The sequence below is a fragment of the Catenovulum sediminis genome (assembly GCF_007289895.1).
Lineage (GTDB): Bacteria > Pseudomonadota > Gammaproteobacteria > Enterobacterales > Alteromonadaceae > Catenovulum > Catenovulum sediminis.
In genome coordinates this window covers 277,589-297,317 of the sequence record NZ_CP041661.1, presented here as the reverse complement: position 1 = coordinate 297,317, position 19,729 = coordinate 277,589, and the positions used below count along the sequence as shown (strand labels likewise).

General features: G+C 41.3%; 10 protein-coding genes. 6 read left to right on the top strand and 4 right to left on the bottom strand.

Features of this window, described 5'->3' with window-relative positions; translation table 11 throughout:
* Positions 1 to 294 precede the first annotated feature (294 nt).
* From FNT16_RS18660 to FNT16_RS18645, 4 genes are all read left to right on the top strand, one after another.
* A complete protein-coding gene (locus tag FNT16_RS18660; protein ID WP_143873372.1) occupies positions 295 to 3,111 on the top strand; it encodes a TonB-dependent receptor in 2,817 nt (938 codons plus the stop codon).
* A 496-nt stretch (positions 3,112 to 3,607) separates the two neighbouring features.
* Entirely contained in the window at positions 3,608 to 5,014 is a 1,407-nt protein-coding gene (locus tag FNT16_RS18655) for a hypothetical protein (RefSeq protein WP_143873370.1), read from the top strand.
* Between the two features lie 180 nt (positions 5,015 to 5,194).
* Positions 5,195 to 6,106: a hypothetical protein gene (locus FNT16_RS18650; RefSeq protein WP_143873368.1), complete on the top strand. Its 912-nt coding sequence runs from the start codon at positions 5,195 to 5,197 to the stop codon at positions 6,104 to 6,106.
* A 177-nt stretch (positions 6,107 to 6,283) separates the two neighbouring features.
* Positions 6,284 to 7,243, top strand: a complete 960-nt coding sequence (locus FNT16_RS18645) for a sensor domain-containing diguanylate cyclase (protein WP_143873366.1) — start codon at positions 6,284 to 6,286, stop codon at positions 7,241 to 7,243.
* A 183-nt stretch (positions 7,244 to 7,426) separates the two neighbouring features.
* On the opposite strand, the gene FNT16_RS18640 is transcribed toward FNT16_RS18645, so the two are convergent.
* The gene (locus FNT16_RS18640) at positions 7,427 to 9,688 is read right to left on the bottom strand and encodes a right-handed parallel beta-helix repeat-containing protein (protein WP_185976805.1); all 2,262 of its coding nucleotides are present in this window, start codon (positions 9,686 to 9,688) and stop codon (positions 7,427 to 7,429) included.
* Positions 9,689 to 10,151: 463 nt separating this feature from the next.
* Here FNT16_RS18640 and FNT16_RS18635 point away from each other — a divergent pair, with 463 nt between their 5' ends.
* Complete coding sequence (locus tag FNT16_RS18635) at positions 10,152 to 12,476, top strand: hypothetical protein (protein WP_143873362.1); 2,325 nt, start codon at positions 10,152 to 10,154, stop codon at positions 12,474 to 12,476.
* A 49-nt stretch (positions 12,477 to 12,525) separates the two neighbouring features.
* Positions 12,526 to 15,843, top strand: coding sequence for a glycoside hydrolase family 2 TIM barrel-domain containing protein (locus FNT16_RS18630; RefSeq protein WP_143873360.1), 3,318 nt, complete (start codon positions 12,526 to 12,528; stop codon positions 15,841 to 15,843).
* Positions 15,844 to 16,258: 415 nt separating this feature from the next.
* Here the strand turns inward: FNT16_RS18630 and FNT16_RS18625 are convergent, their stop codons facing one another.
* The 3 genes from FNT16_RS18625 to FNT16_RS18615 form a co-directional block, all read right to left on the bottom strand.
* The gene (locus FNT16_RS18625; protein WP_143873358.1) at positions 16,259 to 16,837 is read right to left on the bottom strand and encodes a GntR family transcriptional regulator; all 579 of its coding nucleotides are present in this window, start codon (positions 16,835 to 16,837) and stop codon (positions 16,259 to 16,261) included.
* Positions 16,838 to 16,947: 110 nt separating this feature from the next.
* The gene (locus FNT16_RS18620) at positions 16,948 to 18,888 is read right to left on the bottom strand and encodes a sulfatase-like hydrolase/transferase (protein ID WP_143873356.1); all 1,941 of its coding nucleotides are present in this window, start codon (positions 18,886 to 18,888) and stop codon (positions 16,948 to 16,950) included.
* Positions 18,889 to 18,972: 84 nt separating this feature from the next.
* On the bottom strand, positions 18,973 to 19,728 hold the full coding sequence (locus tag FNT16_RS18615) for a 3-keto-disaccharide hydrolase (protein ID WP_221935102.1): 756 nt from the start codon (positions 19,726 to 19,728) through the stop codon (positions 18,973 to 18,975).
* Position 19,729: the final 1 nt, after the last annotated feature.

Below are 19,729 nucleotides of genomic sequence, written 5' to 3'. Positions count from 1 at the left end.
TATATTTTACATTATAATGATAATGTCTAAATGACCATAAAGCAATCTTTATATCAATTAGTTTTTCATTGATGGGATTTACTGAATATAGATAGACTTGAAGCGATACATCAATTCCTATCAAAGAATAACATTTTAGGGATAACACAATATACCAACCATTATTCCAGATTCTATTCCATTTATGCGCCATGACAAATAATCGATACTTTTTGTTAACATTTCACTGTTAATTTTTTTCTTATAGTGTAAATTTATATATGAATGTTGTTTTTTATATAATGGAAGTGGAACATGAAACTAAAATTCACACAATTGCCCGCCGCCGTTGCGGTAAGCATTGCATTGCAAACTCAGGCTGCACAGCAGCCGACCGAAGTTATTCAAGTCAGTGGTATTCGAAGTAGTCTGACTGAGTCTATGGATTTGAAAAAAAATGCCCCATCCATCCAAGATAGTATTGTTGCTGAGGATATTGGTAAGTTTCCCGATCAGAATGTCGCCGAATCATTGCAGCGTATAACCGGGGTTTCTATTTCTCGCACTAATGGTGAAGGTGCTAAAGTTACAGTGCGTGGTTTTGGTCCGAAATTTAACGCAGTTAAGGTAAATAGCAGAACGATCGCAACAACAGATCGAGGAAGAGAATTTGATTTTCAGGTACTGCCCTCAGAGCTTATTTCAGGTGCCAACGTAATAAAAGCGTCTCGGGCGAATATTGCAGAAGGCAGTTTAGGGGCTTATGTAAATGTTACAACCGCACGTCCATTGCGTACACCGGGTTTGCAGGCGGCGGGCTCTATTCACGCGAAATATAACGATTTATCAGAGGAAGTTGATCCTAAATATTCCGGTATTGTCAGCAATACATTTCTAGACAATACCTTTGGTGTGCTAGTGGGAATATCGCATTTATCTGTAACAAACCGAATAGATTCTGCGGGCTCAAATTTTTGGGAAACTTTTGAAGCTTCAAACACAGAGTGGGCACCGGGCCCCATTAACGATACTGATGGCAATGCTGTGTCAGCTGGTAAAATATGGTATCCGGGCAGAGCTTTTTATAGTTCGGATACTGAATCGCGCGAGCGCACCAGTTTTAACAGCACAATTCAATGGGCACCATCACTCGATTTGACTCATACAGTGGATTTATTATATTCAGATTTTAGCCGAAAAGCGGTTAGTAATGGCATTCAAGTGCCTTTGCAGTATGCTGGCTGGCAAGATGTTACAGTATCACCAAGTGGCACGGCGTTGGCGGCGACTAAACCGGCTAGTCCGATTGATGGTTTGTTCCAGCAGCGCGGCGAATCTTCAGATACACTGGCTGTGGGGTGGAATACTGAATATTATTTAGAGCAGTGGAAATTTAATTTAGATCTTGCGTATTCAAAAGCGAAAGCGACACCCACGTTGAACCAGTATGTTCCTCATTTTGTTAATCCTGATGTTGATCAAAGCGTTCAGCCGGGCGATCCAGGTTATCAACCCAATCAGGAACTGGGTTTAATTATAGGTCAGGATTTCATTAAATTTGACAGCCGAGGCGGCGACGTGATTAGTATCGACTCAACGGTTGATACCAGCGATCCCTCGGCTATCAGAGCACATTGGAATGATACAGATTACCGAAAATTAGAAGATGAAGTGCTAGAACTTAAATTAGACGCCAGTTATGAACTAGAAGGAGAATACATCCGCTCCATCGATATGGGGGGTGCGTATACTGACCGTGAAAAGTCACAGCAGGTATTTAATAATTTATATCACTGTTCAAACGAAAGTTTACCTGAAGAAGATCGCGTTAATATTTGTGGTACTTCAATGGACTTAGATGATTCGTTTTTTGCGATAAACACCGAAGCCGACTTCCTGTCTGATGTTGCGGGTGATTTTCCAAGAGACTTTGTGTTAATTACCGATTTAGCCGGTTATAAAAACGCAATCGGTGATTTAAGAAAAGAGCCCAATTGGGCGTTTGAATCTGCTCGCCCTACGGAATCAGTTAAAAACACTGAAGAAACCATCGCGATCTATTCACAAGCAAACTTTGAAGGTGAGTCAAATCACTTTTTATGGTCAGGTAATTTTGGGGTACGCTACATAGCGACTGAAACAGAATCGTTCGGACATGGTAAAGAGCGTATTTCTATCGCTCGAGATACTTCAAACGGAACCAGTACAGATGGCGTATTGTTAGCGGTTGAATACACTGAGCCGGGCGAACTGAATAAAGGAACAAGTTACAATAAATTTTTACCAAGTTTGAATATCAGTTTAGATTTCGACAATGGTTTTTATTTAAAAGGTGGCGCGGCTAAAGTGATTACACGCCCAGCTATTGAAGATGTCGGCGTCAACCGAAGTTATTCAGATGTACGGGCGGGGGATTTTGCGCAAACGGGTGGAAACCCGTTTTTGCAACCATACGAAGCCAATCAATTCGATCTCTCTTTAGAACACTATGGCGATTCCGGAAATAGCTATAGCCTCGGTGTATTCCATAAACAAATCAGCTCATTTATTTCTCAATCCGTTAGCAAAATACCGACAGGTGTAACGATAGAAGACTGGGGACCGTTAGATGAACTGGTGACAGAGAAAACCAACCGTTCTGGTGGTACAGTGACAGGTGTTGAGGTTGCAGGTTTGCATTATTTTGACTATTTACCGGGTTGGTTAAGCGGTTTTGGTGTACAAGCTAACTACACCTATAGTGAAAGTGAGGACGACAATGTTGATACATTTGAGCAAGAAAACGTGCAATCACCCGGCACTGGTGTTGAAGGTTTATCAAAACATGCTTACAACCTAATTGCTTTTTACGATAAAGATGGTTTTCAGGCCAGAATTGCCTACAACTGGCGCGATAAATTTTTAAATTTACGTCAGGGTAACAACGGCGGTAGTTTACCTCATCATATCGATGCTTATGGACAGTTAGATTTCAGTACTTCTTACGATCTAAACGACCATATCACACTGAGCGCGGAAGTTATCAATATGACCAATGAAAACAGCTTAGAATATGCAGATATTCGGGAGCGTGTTACTTTGCTTTCATATTCAGGGCGTCGATTCCAAGCAGGTATTACTGTTAAATATTAGCCTTTGCAGCCTACTCATCCCCCGACACGTTTGCGTCGGGGAACGGAGTTTTAAATTTGCAATATAAGGATAATTTGCAGCTTCAGGAGTATGCCATAGTTGGCGTTGGCCAAACTAGGCAAGTTTTACACTTTAATGCTGGTTAAGTGGCGCGGTACTACGGCAGTTAACACACCAAAATTACCTTAAAAACCCTCTGTCTAATATCAAAAACACATAACTCTAACTGCTAACTTGTTTATAAATTTACATATTTTTTCAAGATTAATTTTTAAGGTTAAAAATTAATCTTTATCCTTGACGGGTGTTTGTGTTTAAATGATAATTGTTAATAATCATCATTTAAATGGTAATTAAGTTTAAAAACTTACACCAACAAAGGATATAAAATGAATAAATTGTTAACGCTTAGCGGCAGTTTGTTAGCGTGCGCATCAGTACAAGCGGTCGATTGGAACTCGAATAAATCTTGTTTACAATAATAAGGAAGTTAATCATGTTTAAATCTAATAAATTAAGTAAATATAAGTGCTTAGCTCAAACCCTTACGATAGCCGCGCTATCGTTCGCGGCGTTGTCGGTTAAAGCTGCTACTGTCAATATAAGCAGTTATAGTGGCTCAGATGGTGTGCTGAGTTGGGGGGAGTTTAATAATGCGCAAAATGCTGCTGGCCTGTATGGCACGATTAATTTTGACCAAACCTTAACAACCACGGCCAATCTAACGATCACAACTAAAGGCCTCACAATTATCGGAATTGATGATGCTTCGGGTATGCGTACCTTCACCAAAACGCATGCAAACTATACAACAACAGCACCTGGAAACTGGAACGATATGAATCCGGTTACCGATAGCAATAAAATAGATGTTAATGCGCCCAATTCATCTATTTTTCGGGTTGTAGCGGATGATGTCACCATTAAAAACATTCACTTAACTGCTTCTAATTGGCCACTGTTAAAAAACAATGTTTCAAGTGTTGACGGTGAAGGCACCCGAGTGGCGACGGGGGTCGAAATGGGGATCAGTGTCGGTTCTGGCAAAACGCTGACAGTCGACGATGTAAAGGTGGATAAAGTGAATGTGGTGATTAATTACGACAGAGATAGATTACCACATGGATTAACACTGAGTAACAGTACGCTAACCGGTGGGCGCGGCATTATAAACAGCGCCGAAAGTGCCAGCACAGCACCCTCTGAAACTGCACTGGATAGTAAAATGGTGATAAAAAACAACCATATTGTTGCTTACCAATGGAAAGCCAAAAATTTTTGCTCGGCGCGCGGTTTCACTTTTGACTATGGAAACTACGCACATACTGCCGATCCGCAAAACGGTCCAGGCCCTATCGACTTTTTAGACAGTGAAGTGCTTAACAATAATTTTGATGCGCTTTCAACTTTTAATGTTGGGTTTAATCGCGTCAAAAATGTTTTCATCGGAAAGCTTGGTCAAGGTAATAGTTTTAAAGGGGGTCGATATCGTAAAAACTATATCAATATGATCCACTTCGAAGCTAAATCCAGTGATATCAAAATTATCGATAACGACATCAATATTTATAGAGTGGACGGTGAGATAGTCACGGATTCTAGCCATATATCGGCAAGTTTCGGGCATAAAACCCAAGGTGCCATTAAAACTGTGCTGGCAAAACAGAATAAATATATGGGATTTCCGTCTAATCATTTAGTTGGAAAAGATATTCAAGACTGGCGTTTTCAAGATGAAGAAGTAAGTTTAGGCGCAGGTGTTAACCCACCGGTTTATGTACGAACTGTTGGCGTGGCGGAAGCTGATGCTAACCATAAACTTTGGGGGACGGATGCTAATAATGATTTTTGGACGACAGGAGACAAGTGGGCGAAATTCTTTTATGGCTGGGGCCAACCTTAAAATGCGGCTATAAGTGTTGCGCTTAACGGCATGCTTAACCGCTAAATAAAATAAGAAGCGGCATGATAATGCTGCTTCTTATCTTTTACTTAAAAACAAAGATTTGTGATAAAAATGAATAAACAGAGCATTATTAAAACGTCTGCCCTATTATTGATAACCTTTATTATTGGGTCTTATTTGTCCGTAAAATTTAGCGACAATCCGGCGCTAACCCACCACAAATTATCGCAAGTACCACCATTAGAAAAGCGACAAAGCCAGCCAATTCAACAAAACACTGTGGAAAAAGAGAGCAAGCAGAATGCTTTATCCAAAGCCGATTATTATTTGCAGCAGATGAGCGAAAGTTCAAATGACAACGAGCTACTTAAAAAGCTGACAGAGCTGTTAGCAGAAGATGAACAGGCTGCACTGGAAGCGCTGAAAAATCTCGATTATTTGATTTTTAGCGGGCGTCGTATCGGCAGGCTTTTGGTGACGCACTTTGCGCAATACCCTGATATTATTGATAGTATCAGCCACTTAGAAATGTTCAAAAACAGTCAAGCGCATTTTTTATATGAGGATGTTGCCGCTGGCCTATTAAGTTATCACGCCAGTCATATGAGCCCAACTACCCTGATAGCCTTTATAAGCCAAGACAAACACACTAGCATTGCACTAAAAGCTACACCCTCCGTCGGGCGGCAGATGATGAAGAATAAAGCAGACTCGGCCTGGGTCGCAGACACAATTGCGAGCATGCCGAATATCAAAAATAAAGAGTCATTGCTATATGGTGCACTTGAGCAATGGCTGCAAACCGATCCCAACGGATTACTAAATTACCTGAGTATTCAAGCGCACCGGCCTGCATATGACAGAGTGATCAGTCAGTATGTTCACCAGCATAAAGAAAGCAATCCAGAACAAGTACTAGAATGGGCGGAAAAGATAGAAAACCCTGAAAGTCGTTATATGGCGATTTATGCAACCGCGCAAGAACTGGCCCGCAAGTCACCCGAAACCTACCGTAGTTGGATTGCAAAAATTGATGAGCCTGAACTAAAATCTCGCATAGAAGAAGCGGTTGGTATATTCCCTCATTAAACCTTTATCGGCTAAGGGTTTGCTTAAAGCGCTACGTCAATGTTTATCCTCGTATATTGGTGCCCTATTATAATAGTTTCAGATAAAGTGATTTTAAAACTTTTCGAGTCTGCTAAAAGCTGAGAACATTCTATACTTAGTTTAATATAATCTGTGATATTGGCATTTGGCATAGAAATGATTAAACCTGAATTACCAGAAAATGAAGCAGAGCGGCTTCATGCATTAAGAACACTTGAAATTCTTGATACGTCTCATGAAGAAAGATTTGATCGCGTCACCCGAATGGCTAAACGTATTTTTGGTGTAGAAATTTCACTGGTGAGCTTGATTGATGAGAACAGACAGTGGTTTAAATCTAAGCAAGGTTTAGATGCATCTGAGACACCACGCGAAATATCATTTTGTGGTCACGCTATCAACCAAGAGGGATTATTCATCATTCCAAACGCTATTGAAGATGAGCGGTTTGCTGATAATCCTTTAGTGACAGATGCACCCAATATTCGATTTTATGCAGGGTATCCGCTGAAGTTGCGACACGGCATCTACTTGGGAACACTATGTCTAATCGATTCAAAACCAAAGCACTTAAATAAAGAAGATGTCCAATTATTAAATGACTTAGGCGCTATGATTGAGCAAGAGATTAGATCAATTCAATTAGCCACACTAGATGAGTTAACATTGATATCGAACCGAAGGGGCTTTTTGACACTCGCTGAGCATAGTCAAAAGGTGTGTCGCCGTAAACAAACGCCTATGTCAGTGATTTTGTTTGATCTGAATGACTTCAAACCTATTAATGATAATCATGGACATCATGAAGGTGATTTTGCGTTACGGCAGTTTGCCGAGGTGATGCGCAGTGTTTTTCGCGAAAGTGATGTGATAGGCAGACTCGGCGGGGATGAGTTTGTTGTTCTGTTATCGGATACCGATGAACAAGGCATTGAAATTATTATGGAACGCTTTAAAACTGAAATGGACGCTATGAATCAGGCGATTAACAAACCTTACCGTATTGAATATACCTGCGGAGTGGCAAGCTTTGCGTATGATTCAGAGTTATCTCTGGAGGATATGATTGCGCAAGCTGACACTGTAATGTATGAAAATAAGAAAGAAGGCCGCTAAAGTCCGCCAGTTTCATACTGTTAATATAGCCTATGGCGCAAGCGAACGGGGCGAGCGAACTACTGAAAATGATGTTAACTCGCCCAGTGCGTTAATTGTATTAATCTAATGCGTTCTATTTATTATTTTTCTTACTCTGGAAGCTTACTTCTAGTACTTGCTTCTAGTACTTGCTCCTAGTCCCTACTCTTGGTCGATAATTGCATGTACGCCTGCCGTCCATTGTACAGAGCCTCTTTCATACGCGCCGACATCAGGTGCTTCACCCACAACATTTTTAGCAAATCCACTGATATCCATCGCAGCATCAATTAATACACTATCGGGTTTAGGCATAAAGTTTCCGCCCTCCGCATCCATAAAAGGCGATTCGCTGTCAATAATGTTATTTTGTAAGTCGTAGGCCGCGGTTTTCAACCAATCGGCTTTGCTTGAGTAATTATTCCATACTCGGTTATCTTTTTGCTCGTAACCATTTACCCATGCATCCATCGCATTTCCAGGATTCCATAAGGTGTTGTGATACATATCGTTTTGCCAAATGGCCCAGTTTAATTGTAAGCCAGACCAGGTCACATTCCAGACCACGTTGTGGTGTACCAAATAACCTTTACTGTTATTGTCTAAATAAATACCGGCCGCACGACCATCGGCGTAGTCAGGGCCGTAAGAGTCATGAAACCAATTATGGTGAATTGAGGTATTTTTTAAATCGTTATTGCCGACAGTATAAAATACACCGCCGTCGTTATTGATCAGCATTCCGTGTGAAACGTCGTTATAGGCGATTTCACCATTTTGGCCCGGATAAAAAATACCATCACGCCCAAAATGTGAAATGGTATTTTTTAATATTTTGACGTTATCCGCGCCGGTTCTGATTGCTGATGCGTGTATACCCACTGAATTAAAATAGCGGATGACATTGTTTTTGACAATTGAGCCAACCCCTTTTCCGCCCCAACCTAAGATATTAATAGCAACCAGTGAGCCGTGTTCTAATATATTGCCGGCTATAGTGGCATGATGCGCACTGACTAAAATTGAACCATCTCCCACTTGGGCATCTGTATTATCCAGTTCATCTAATCGTTCACGTCCGTGCGTAATGATGTTGTCGGTTACTTTTGCGTAATTGCCGTTCACCACAATACCTGCACCAAATACTTTAAAAGCACGCACTTCAACGTGCTCACCATTAATGATTATCGCGTCTTTTTGTGTAGCAATTTCGACCGTATCATCTGCTGGTTTTTCACCATTGGCGGTTTGTAAATATAAAGTTTCAGTTTGCGCGTCATAAAACCATTCATTGGCGTGATCTAACAAATTCAGCTTGCCGAACACATACAAACGGCCATAGTTCTCGTTACGGTAAATGCTTGGGTTATGTGGCGAAAAAGGCCACTTGTTAATATCAATGGCTTGGTAATAAAGTTTACCGGGTTGTTGATCGGTTATTTTACGTGTCCAACTGGTGCCTGAGTGTGCCCCTAAATACCATACATAACCATCTGTTAAATTATCCGGTAAACCACTCGCTTCGATCACTGAGCCATCTCCGCCATCTATTGGGTGAGCATCGATGGTAAACCTATCATCGTCAGTATTGTTCGGCCATCGGGCTAAATCCATTATTTTGCCTTGGTGATAAACCTGATTATGGGTATCGCCCAACGACATTTTAACTTGGGTTTTATAAATACGACCTTCGTGCAACTGCCAGTTATTGACTGTTTGGGTACCTTTTAAATAAACATCTTCACCATTGGCGGCTTGAAACAAAATCGGTGCTTGTTCCGTGCCATTTGCATCAATTTTAAGTACTTCGTGATATACCCCGCCTCTGACAATACAGGTATCACCCGGTTGCATCACTGACTGAGCTTTGGCAAATGTTTTAAAGGGGTTTTCTTTTGAACCATCATTTGCATCATCACCTTGTAACGAAACGTAGTATGCGGTATCCGGTTCTGGAGCCGGACAACCTTGATGCTCTGCCACGCCTTTTACTTGCGGGCAATTATCGTCGGTGTTTGCAACACCATCATAATCATCATCTTTAGGGTATGGGCAGCCAGCTAAACTTTCCGGCCCTTTTTGTTCAACACAGGCATCATCCTCATCCATTATGCCGTCTGAATCTGTGTCTTTTTGTGCAATAACCGGACAACCCTGATTATCTGCATTGCCCGCTTCGTTAGGGCAGTTGTCTAACCGGTCAATAACAGTGTCTTGGTCTGTATCTTTGTCTGGGCATCCATTGTTGGCTGAGATCCCTGCTTCATTAGGGCATGCATCTTGTGCGTCGGCAATGCCATCCATATCCGTATCTTCAATGGTTGTATCAGTTTCATCCTTTGCCGTTGAGCCTGAACCACCGCCGCACCCGCATAGGATCACTAAACTGAATAAGCTCAGTGCGATTTGTTTTTTTAATAACACAACCCTTCCCCTTAATTTAAAATTGGCTAACAAATAATGCAAACTGTTAACAATGCTATCAGGTTTGCTTGTGAGCATCAATTTTTATATATGAGTCTTGGTTTTCTGCCAGCGCTAGCATCGGTGATATATTTTGTCTGCCAGGTATTGCTGGTTACGACTGAATTAACAAAACGCAAATAATACAAAGTATTAGGCTGGAGGAATTTATTACATGTTATCCACGATAACCTAATATATAAACTGGTTGATTTGATTGTTAACATTGGTTAAATTGTTGTCAACAATTTACACTTTAGGGTGGATTTAAATCTATACTATTGATATATAAAGAAACATGTATCTTAGCAATGAGGTTCAGATAAGCATATGGATTTAAATAACTTGCATTTGTATATAAAATGAATATTCTCTATATGAATTTGCGGGGAAGTTTAGAAACGTTTAACTTAGAGAGTATATTATGAAAAAGTGCAACAAAATTCGCTTATCTCAACTCAGTTTATCTATTATTTTTGCCTTGTCAGTTACAGCTTGTGGTAGCAGTAGTAGTCAAGATTCAAACAATTCCAATACAGACGAGCCTGTGCAAGTTACACCAGACACCACACCCGAGGTATTCAGTATCGCTGAAATGCAAGCTGTCACGCCGGGCGAACAGGTACAAAGTTCACCTATTTCGGTAACGGGCATTAATGTAAAAACCGCAGTTTCCGTTCAAGGCGGAGAATATTCTATCGCGGGTGGTGAATTCACTAGTGAAAATGGATTTGTTAAAAATGGTCAGAACATTGTTTTGCGCACAACGGCCGCGCAACAATACGGCACAAGTCAAAAAGTAACACTGACCATAGGCACACTGTCACGTGATTTTGTTGTGACAACCGATTCTGTTGAGTATCAGGTTGATGTTAATTTAAATCTTAGTCATAAAAAAGGCGGGGTTGATTCGTTTGACCGTAGCCGCTATATCACGATGCATATTGGAACCCGAGACAATGAATGGCCTGATAATCAAACCCAAAAACAATTTATCGAAGATTATGATGTTTATTATGGGCGAAATAACGGCGTTTTGCCCTGGCAGCTCAATCGCCTTAAAGATACTGCGGTAAATGGTGTGGTTGATGATGCGCAAATGACAACATTTGGTAATCAAACCAAAAATAATTATGCAAATGATACTTTTGAACATCAGTTTGAAAACAGAATGAGCAATATGATGTACGGTGGTCAACCGTCTATGTATCCGCATAAAGAATATGATACCTGCAGCGCTACAAACTGTTACGGAAATGATTGGGTTGCTGGTTATGATGAGTACGCCCGTTTTGTCAGCGAGTGGTTAAGCAAGTACTTTGGTGACGGGGGGACTACGGGTGAAAAGAAACCTCAAATCATAGAGGTAATGAACGAACCTTTTGTTCACTCAGACGATTTAAATTCAAGCAATGCCAATATTACAGAGCTACATAAGGTGGTCGCCGAACGTTTACACCAGGATCACCCCGGTATCAAAGTGGGGGGCTATACCGCCGCTTATCCAGCGCTAGAAGCCAATAATTCAAACTTTGACTTGTTTGATAATACGTGGAAAACCTTTATCGATAATGCAGGTGACGCCGTCGATTTTTATTCCATACATTTATACGATGGCCACAACAATAGCGAAGCGATGTTTAGATCGGGTGCAAACATTGAAGCAATACTCGATATGATTGAACACTACAGCGTATTGCAAGTTGGCGAAGCTAAACCTTGGGTGATTTCTGAGTATGGGTTTTACTCTCCGTTTTATAAAAGTACACCTTATTCTAAAAAAGAAGACTGGTGGAATTTACGCTCTTTTTCTTCAATCATGATGCAGTTAATGGATAAGCCGGATCAAATTATGACGTCAATGCCATTTTTTATCCTTAAAGCTTTGTGGTCAGGTAACAATGGGGTCGATGAGGAAGGACATCGCTACCCGTCCCGCTTATTTGTCTTAGAAGAAGAGCTCGATGGTAGCATTAATGTTACTGATAATGGCGGTAATTGGGTTTACTCTGAGCTGAAAAAATTCTACGAGTTATGGTCGGACGTAAAGGGTAAACGCGTTGATAGCAAACCGTCTGATTTAGATTTGCAGACCGATGCCTATATTGATGGCAACACCTTGTATTTTATCGTCAATAATCTAGAGCATGAAGACGTCACCTTTAACTTTAATTTAATAGATAAACATAACACGCCGGTTAATGGCATTAGCTATAAACACTTATATTTTGATGAAGCACAAAATGCGCCGGTACATGATCAAGGTGATTTAACAAAAGACACAACTGAGTTTACTGTCAATGCCTTTGCAACCGTAATTTTGAAAGTAGATTACGCTTCAGCATTAACCATTAATGAAGAGATGACCGAAACTAAATACTATGCTGATAAATTCAAGCAGCCGATTAAAGCCAATACGGCAGTTGATTTCGCAATCAATTCAGTACAAAAAGGCACCGCCAATGGTGAAGCGGTTTTACGTTTAGGGATAGGTCGCGCGCATAATTTATCTTTAACACCGAGTGTTACAGTAAATGGTACAGAAATCCCCGTACCCAGTGATTTTAGAGGTTACAGCCAAGACACGCGTGATAGCTTTTTTGGTGTGATTGAAGTGCCTGTACCGTACAGTGCGCTGCAACAAAACAATCTGGTGAAAGTACAGTTTCCAGATGCCGGTGGTTTTGTTTCTAGTGTCACTATGCAGGTATTTGAAAGCTCTGTTGAATTAAATCGTTTTAATCAGTAAATGCTGGATAAATGAAAAACCATAACCGAGGCGAATAGTTGGAAATACAATGAAAATTAAATTAACCCTTGTATGTTTGTTGGGACTAAATTTGACTGCTTGTGCAATCAGTTCAAATTCAGGTAACCAAACGCATACTGACTCTGCTCAAGTCACGCATAAAGATTGGGAAGCGCCTGAGATTATTTCACGTAATCGCCTGCCAACCCGAGCGGTGCCCTACTCATATGCAAGTGTTGATGAAGCACGTGTGATGGATCGTGAAAATAGTCATTTAATTAACTTAAATGGCGATTGGTTATTCAGTTATCAGCCTGATGACGAAAATATCGATCAGTCTTTCACCCGGCCTGATTTTGATGCCAGTGGCTGGAAGACGCTTCCCGTGCCTTCTAACATCGAGCTGCACGGTTATGGTATCCCGTATTACACCAATACTCAGCTCCCTTTTTATTCAAATGGGGGGAGCTCACCGTTACCGGATACCACACCTAAAATCAGTTTAGCGAATCCGGTTAGCAAATATATCAAATCATTTGAAGTACCGGATAACTGGCAAGATAAACAAGTCATCATACATTTCGGTGGGGTTTCATCGGCATTTTATGTGTGGGTTAACGGCCATAAAGTGGGTTACAGTCAGGGCAGTCGACTACCGGCTGAATTTGATGTGACACCTTATGTAAAAGCGGGCGAAAATAAACTCGCGCTACAGGTGATGCGTTGGAGTGACGGCAGTTATTTAGAAGGTCAGGATATGTGGAAAATCAGTGGCATTCATCGTGAAGTGCTGCTGTTGGCGCGCCCTAAAGTCGCTATTAGAGACTATTTTGCCCGTCCTAAACTTGCCGCCGATTATCAAAGTGCCGAGCTTCAGGTGCGCCCGTTTTTAACCGTCAGTGATAACAGTAAACTGAAAGGTTGGACGGTAAAAAGCCAGTTGTATTTGAATGATCAGGCGGTATTTAAACAGCCCCACCAAATAAATGCTGATTTGGTTATGCAGGCTTATCCGCAACGTGAAATTATTCAGTTTGATTTAATCAATTTAAAAGTTGATAAACCTAAACTCTGGAGTGCAGAAAGTCCTAACTTATATACGCTTGTGCTGTCACTTTATAATGACAAAGGTGAACTGGTTGAAGCAAAAAGTAACAAAGTGGGTTTTCGCGACGTAAAAATAGACGAACAAACCGGTGAGTTATTGGTTAATGGCAAAAGTATTAAAATCATCGGTGCAAACCGTCATGATCATAATGCTATACGCGGCAAAGCATTGACCCGTGCGGATATGGAAAATGACGTTAAACTCATGAAACAGTTTAATTTTAATTCAGTTCGAACGGCGCATTATCCAAACGACCCTTACTTTTTAGAATTGTGCGATCGTTATGGTTTGTATGTCATGGACGAAGCGAATGTTGAAAGCCATTTATTTGGTGGTCAATTTTCCAACAGCCCGGCTTGGGTACCAGCCATAATGGATAGAATTATGCGCATGGTTGAACGCGATAAAAACCATCCGTCTATTATTTCCTGGTCGTTGGGTAATGAGTCTGGCATGGGGCCGGCGCATGCCGCTGCTGCAGGCTGGATAAAAGACTATGACAGTAGCCGTTTTGTGCATTATGAAGGCGCTCAGGGCCAACCCGAGCACCCAGATTTTATTCAGCCTCCTCGTGGTTGGTATTGGGTACCGGAAAAAATGGAAGCACTGGGTCGTTTAACACCGATGGCGAATCCGACCGATCCGAGTTATGTGGATGTGATCAGCCGCATGTATCCAAGCGTTGACTATTTAAAAGGTTTATCTGATAGCCCTTATATTAAAAGACCTATCTTAATGTGCGAATACGAACATGCGATGGGTAACTCATTGGGCAATTTAGATGAGTTCTGGCAACTGATTTGGTCACGCAAAAACTTAATTGGCGGATATATCTGGGATTGGATGGACCAAGGCTTAGAGCATCAAACCGAGTCCGGTGAAACTTATTTAGCCTACGGTGGTGATTTTGGCGACACACCCAATTCAAAAGCGTTTAACCAAAATGGTATTGTTGATTCATATGGTAACCCAACGCCAGAATTGCATCATGCCAAATATGTTTTTCAGCCAGTGCACTTTAATGCGGTGGATTTGACGCAAGGTAAAATTAAATTAACCAATCGTTTGTTCCACACTAATTTGCAGCAGTATCAGATTAGTTGGCAGTTAATGGCAGATAATCAGGTTATTGCAACCTCGGTTTTGCCTGCATTAGATCTCGCACCACAACAATCTAAAACGTTGCAATTATCCTTAACTAAACCAGCAATTGAACCGGGTGTGCGTTATTGGTTACGTTTATCGGTGCAAACGACAGAAGATAACCTTTGGTCGGATGCTGGTTACGAAGTGGCGAAAGAGAAATTTGAGCTAACAGATTGGTATCAAAAACCCATTGATATAAGCACAAAACAAGCCGCGCGTTTAAAAGTAACTGAACAGGCTGGCAGGTTGATCATTGAAGCGAAAGATTTCACCATTGAGTTTGACAAACAAAATGGCTACTTAACCTCTGTTGATAGCCACTTTGCTGCTGATAATTCAGCCTCGGGTGAAAATAAGCAAGCTATTTTGGTTGCGCCGTTAAAACCAAACTTTTGGCGAGCACAAACGGACAATGATAAAGGTGCATGGAAATCGCATCAAACTCTGGCTTTTTGGAAAACGGCGGCTGATAAACTAACGCTGCAGAACTTTGTTTACCGACAAAATGCACAAGGCGTTCAAGTGGCTATCAGCCATGCGTTGGATCAGCACATTAAAGTAGAACACAGTTATCTCATAAATGATCAGGGTGAGATAAAAGTAAGTGTTAACTTACAGACTGACGCAGAGTTGCCGCCAATGAAACGTTTTGGCATGCAAACGGGAATTGCGCAAAACTTTAACCAAGTAACCTATTATGGACGCGGTCCGTTTGAAAACTATAGCGATAGAAATTCAGCGGCGGAAATTGGCATCTATCAGGCAGAGACCGCAGATATGATTTACCACTATATCGTGCCGCAGGAAAACGGTAACCGTACTGATATTGACTGGTGGAAGTTAACCCATAATAACAGCCAACAAAGCTTGGTGATTGACGGCAAACAGCCTTTAAGCATGTCTATTTGGCCATGGTCGCAGGACAATCTTGATCAAGCCGATCATACGTATGATTTAGTTGAACAAGGTTACCAAACATTGAATATTGATTTAATTCAATCGGGTGTGGGTGGCACGGACTCGTGGACAGCGCTGGGCGCGCCGCTGGACAAATATCAGGTTAAATCTGGAAATTATCAATACCAGTTTAAGTTGAAGCTGGTAAATAAATAAGCTGAGCTGAATTTGTTTTGATAATAAAAAACGGCCGAAAGGCCGTTTTTTGTATTCTACTCTAGGGCGTGTTTATCTTTGTTTATAATTTGAGCTGAGAGAAAAAATGGTCTTAGGCAAGGCAGAAATAATGAAGTTTAGTCATCTAAATAAGTTATTTCTAACGCTGCATAAGACCATTTTGGCCTCAGCCCGAAGGGCAATGGCTATTTTAACCCTTAACGGCATTAGAATTCGTTTATTTAGAATGACTAAACCCCACTCATTCTGCTTTGTTAATGATTAAAATAGCCTATTGCTCAAAAATAATACAAAGATAAACACGCCCTAGTTCCCCTTGACCATTCGGAATCACCCACTGTAATGGGGGATTGTCATATCGAAGTCAAATTCGTATTGAAAAACCCAAAGTAAACTAACTTGCCTGACTTTCTGCTTGCCCTTTTAAGTCATGCAGAATGTCTTCTATGCTAAGCAATTCTTTTTCGTTATAGACTGGCTTACCATCACCCAAACGTAAGCGCAAAGCAATGGGATACCAGATATTTGTCATATCTTGCCCCGCTGCATCAATATAGTGTTTGTGAAACGCCATGCAGCCATTGATAAAGCTTAAACTATCGTGAGTTGATAACGCTCTTTTTGCCTCTAGGTGGTAGGCTTCTAATTCTTTAATATCGTCGGCCGAATAGTTTAACCTGAACTGTTGCAAGCAGAAATCTTCAACTTGTTTTTTGATATTGTTCAATAACATTTTGTTGCTATCACTTGGCGCGTCGGCAACATAATTTGCATTAACGGTGCGGTTTTCAATTAAACCTTCTTTAATTAACGCTTTTAATGCCGTTTGTACCGGTGTTCTGGATAACCCTAACTGACTGGCTAATTCCTGTGCGGTTATTTTATTGCCAGGCTGAAGTGCACCAGAAAGAATTTGATCTCTGAGCACATTTTCTATCTGATTTTGAACTGAACTTATTTTGTGAGTATTCATAAACAACTCCAATGCCAAGTGGCGTGTATAAAGGCAAATGAGCGTCCTTGTTATTTGCCTGATTTACCTAAATTAGTGGTTCGAATGTGTTCCTTTATGTGCTCTGCACATTATTTAAACGCACGAGCCGGTGGAATTAATTTTGCCGGTATGTTGGCAATTTTATTGTCCGCACCTTTTGCAAAATTGCTGATGTGATAAGCATTTGCCTGAGACCAATCAGCCTCAACCCGACCATCCCCCAACACAATATTGCCCAGCCTATGCCTAAACCAATTGGCTAGTGGCGCATATTTTGGATGGTACGCAAGGTTTCTTTGCTCATTTGGATCTACCGCTAAATCATAAAGTGCCAATTCAGCTTCTTCTGCCGACACATTCAGTGGCCATTTTAGATCTTTGCCCAGATAATCAGCGCTTACAGGCCCATTAAACGGGCGCGTGCGCATTGAAAATCTAAATCTTTCAGTGTGCATATAGGCACGCGGGCCGCCGACAAGGTTAATTTCACCGAGAATATAATCGCGTCTTGGTGCTTGATTGTTCATTACATCCAGCAGGTTAAAGCCGTCTAAATATGCAAACTCTGGTTGTTTGATGTCAACGCCCGCACTGGCCAAAATGGTCGGCGAAAAATCAACAAACTCGACCATTTTGCGGTTTATTTTGCCCGCTGGAACCAGACTTTTGTCAGAGCTAACAATGATTGCTGCATTTTCAACCGACTGAATCCAAGGGCCAAATTTGGCCGTTATGCCCTGCTCACCAAGATGCCAGCCATGATCACCGACGGTAAAAACAATTAAATAAGGTTGATTGTTGGCTTCGCTATAGTCTTTAAAAGACGCTACGGCTTGACCAATCAGGGCATCACCATAGGCGCAAAACGCATAATAGTCCCGAATGGCTTGTTGTTTTTCTTGATAGCTCATATCGTCTGTTTTCATCGCGTTGTAGACGCTTTTTAGCTGTTTTGGCAGATATTGAAGCTCTGATTTTTCAAATTCAGGGATATCGTAAATTTTGTCTTTAAATCTGTCTCTGAATTCTTTAGGCGGCAAGACGGGGGTATGCGGCAGGTGAAAGCCCAATTGAATAAATTGCGGTTGTGAAGTGTCTGCGCCTTGTGCTTGTTTGCCCCAACTGGTTTTAAAGGTTTGGTCAGCATGTGCTAAATAATTTTGTAATTCTTTTACGATATAGGCATCTACGGTTTCACCCGCCGGTTTTGGATTGACTCCGCCTAAAATGAGATCTTTCTGACTGCGGGTATAAGCGCGTAAAAGCTCAAACTCTTCAGTTGTTTGCTGTTTTTGCGCAAGATCATCTTGCGTTAACTCGCCTGTTTTACGCTTTAAATAATAAGCGCGTTTTTCACCATTTGGATAAACTACATTCTCTTTTAAACCCGCCATCACAGGGCTGCCGCTCGTGTAGTCATATCCGGCTTTAACAAATAACTCACCTAACCCGTTTGCTTGTAAGTCATGCTTAAAGTGTACTTTATAGTCGAACAGGTTAGCGTCATGAAATCCCTGACCCGGACCCCATTTAAAAATATACGAGTCTTCTTTGCCAAACACTGCGGTGCCGTAACCTTTGTCTCTAAGTGTTTGAGAGACAGTCGGTGTCACAAAATCTGGATTTTGGTGGGTTAATTCAAACGCATAGTGACCATTTCTAAATGGATATCGACCCGTTGAAAGCGTACCGCGTGAAGGCCCGCATACAGGCGAATTGGTAAAAGCGCGGGTAAATAAAATACCTTCTTTTGCTAAGGCGTCAACATTGGGCGATTCAACGTACCCCAGTGGGCTGTTTTTAGTACCAAAAACAGCTTGGTTATAAGCAGAGACCGAGTCCGGTCTCTGATCATCTGTGATAATCCACAATATATTGGGCGTACTTTTTTGATTAATATAAGTGTATTTATCCTGATGTTTCAGCGTTTGGGTTGCTTCCCCGTTTGTTGCTGTTTTTATCGAACACGCGACGCCCAATGCGAGTACCGAAGATAAAAAAGCAAATTTAAATAAAAAACTATACTTCATGTACATCTACCTAATGTTTATTGTTGCTCTATACCCTGATGTAAGTACATTAAATAAATGACACAATTGTTTTAAAAATTTTGTCTACAATTTTCTAACCCAGATATTTCTAAAGCTCACCACTTGGCCGTGATTTTGTAAAACGATTGGTGCGCACCCATGTTTTTTATATTCCGGATACCCTCTATAACGCGTACCTCCTTGAATCTCGAAATGATCTTGTACTAATACGCCGTTATGTAATACGGTCACGGTTGCTTTTTCGGTGATATCGCCCGCGTCATTAAATTCGGGTGCATGAAAAATAATATCGTAGCTTTGCCAGTGACCAGAGGGTCTGCTCGCATTGACTAGTGGCGGGCTTTGTTTGTAAACCGAAGCCGCTTGGCCATTGACATAGGTCGGATTGTCGTACGAATCGAGAATTTGTACTTCGTATCGGCCTTGAATATAAATACCACTGTTGCCTTGCCGTTGGCCGATTGGTTTACCTGTGTGTTTGGGCGCTTTAAATTCTAAATGCAGTTGTATATCACAAAAGTTCTCTTTTGTTTGTATGCTTTTAGTGCCACTTTTCGTGGTGAGTATGCCATCTTCTAAAGTCCATTGAACGGCACTTTTATCTGGGTGTTGCCACTTGTTAGTGTGCGCGCCATCAAATAAAACAATTGCATCTGATGGCACCGGATCCGGATTGACTTTTTGCGGAACCGGCGTCCAATATTCGGTTTCTTGTGGGGAAATCTGTTGCGTGTCAGGTGCACTGTTAACGCTGGTGGTCGTCCAAAAGCTGACATTCATCATAATGATTGCGGCACTGGTTGATTTAATAAAGCTCATT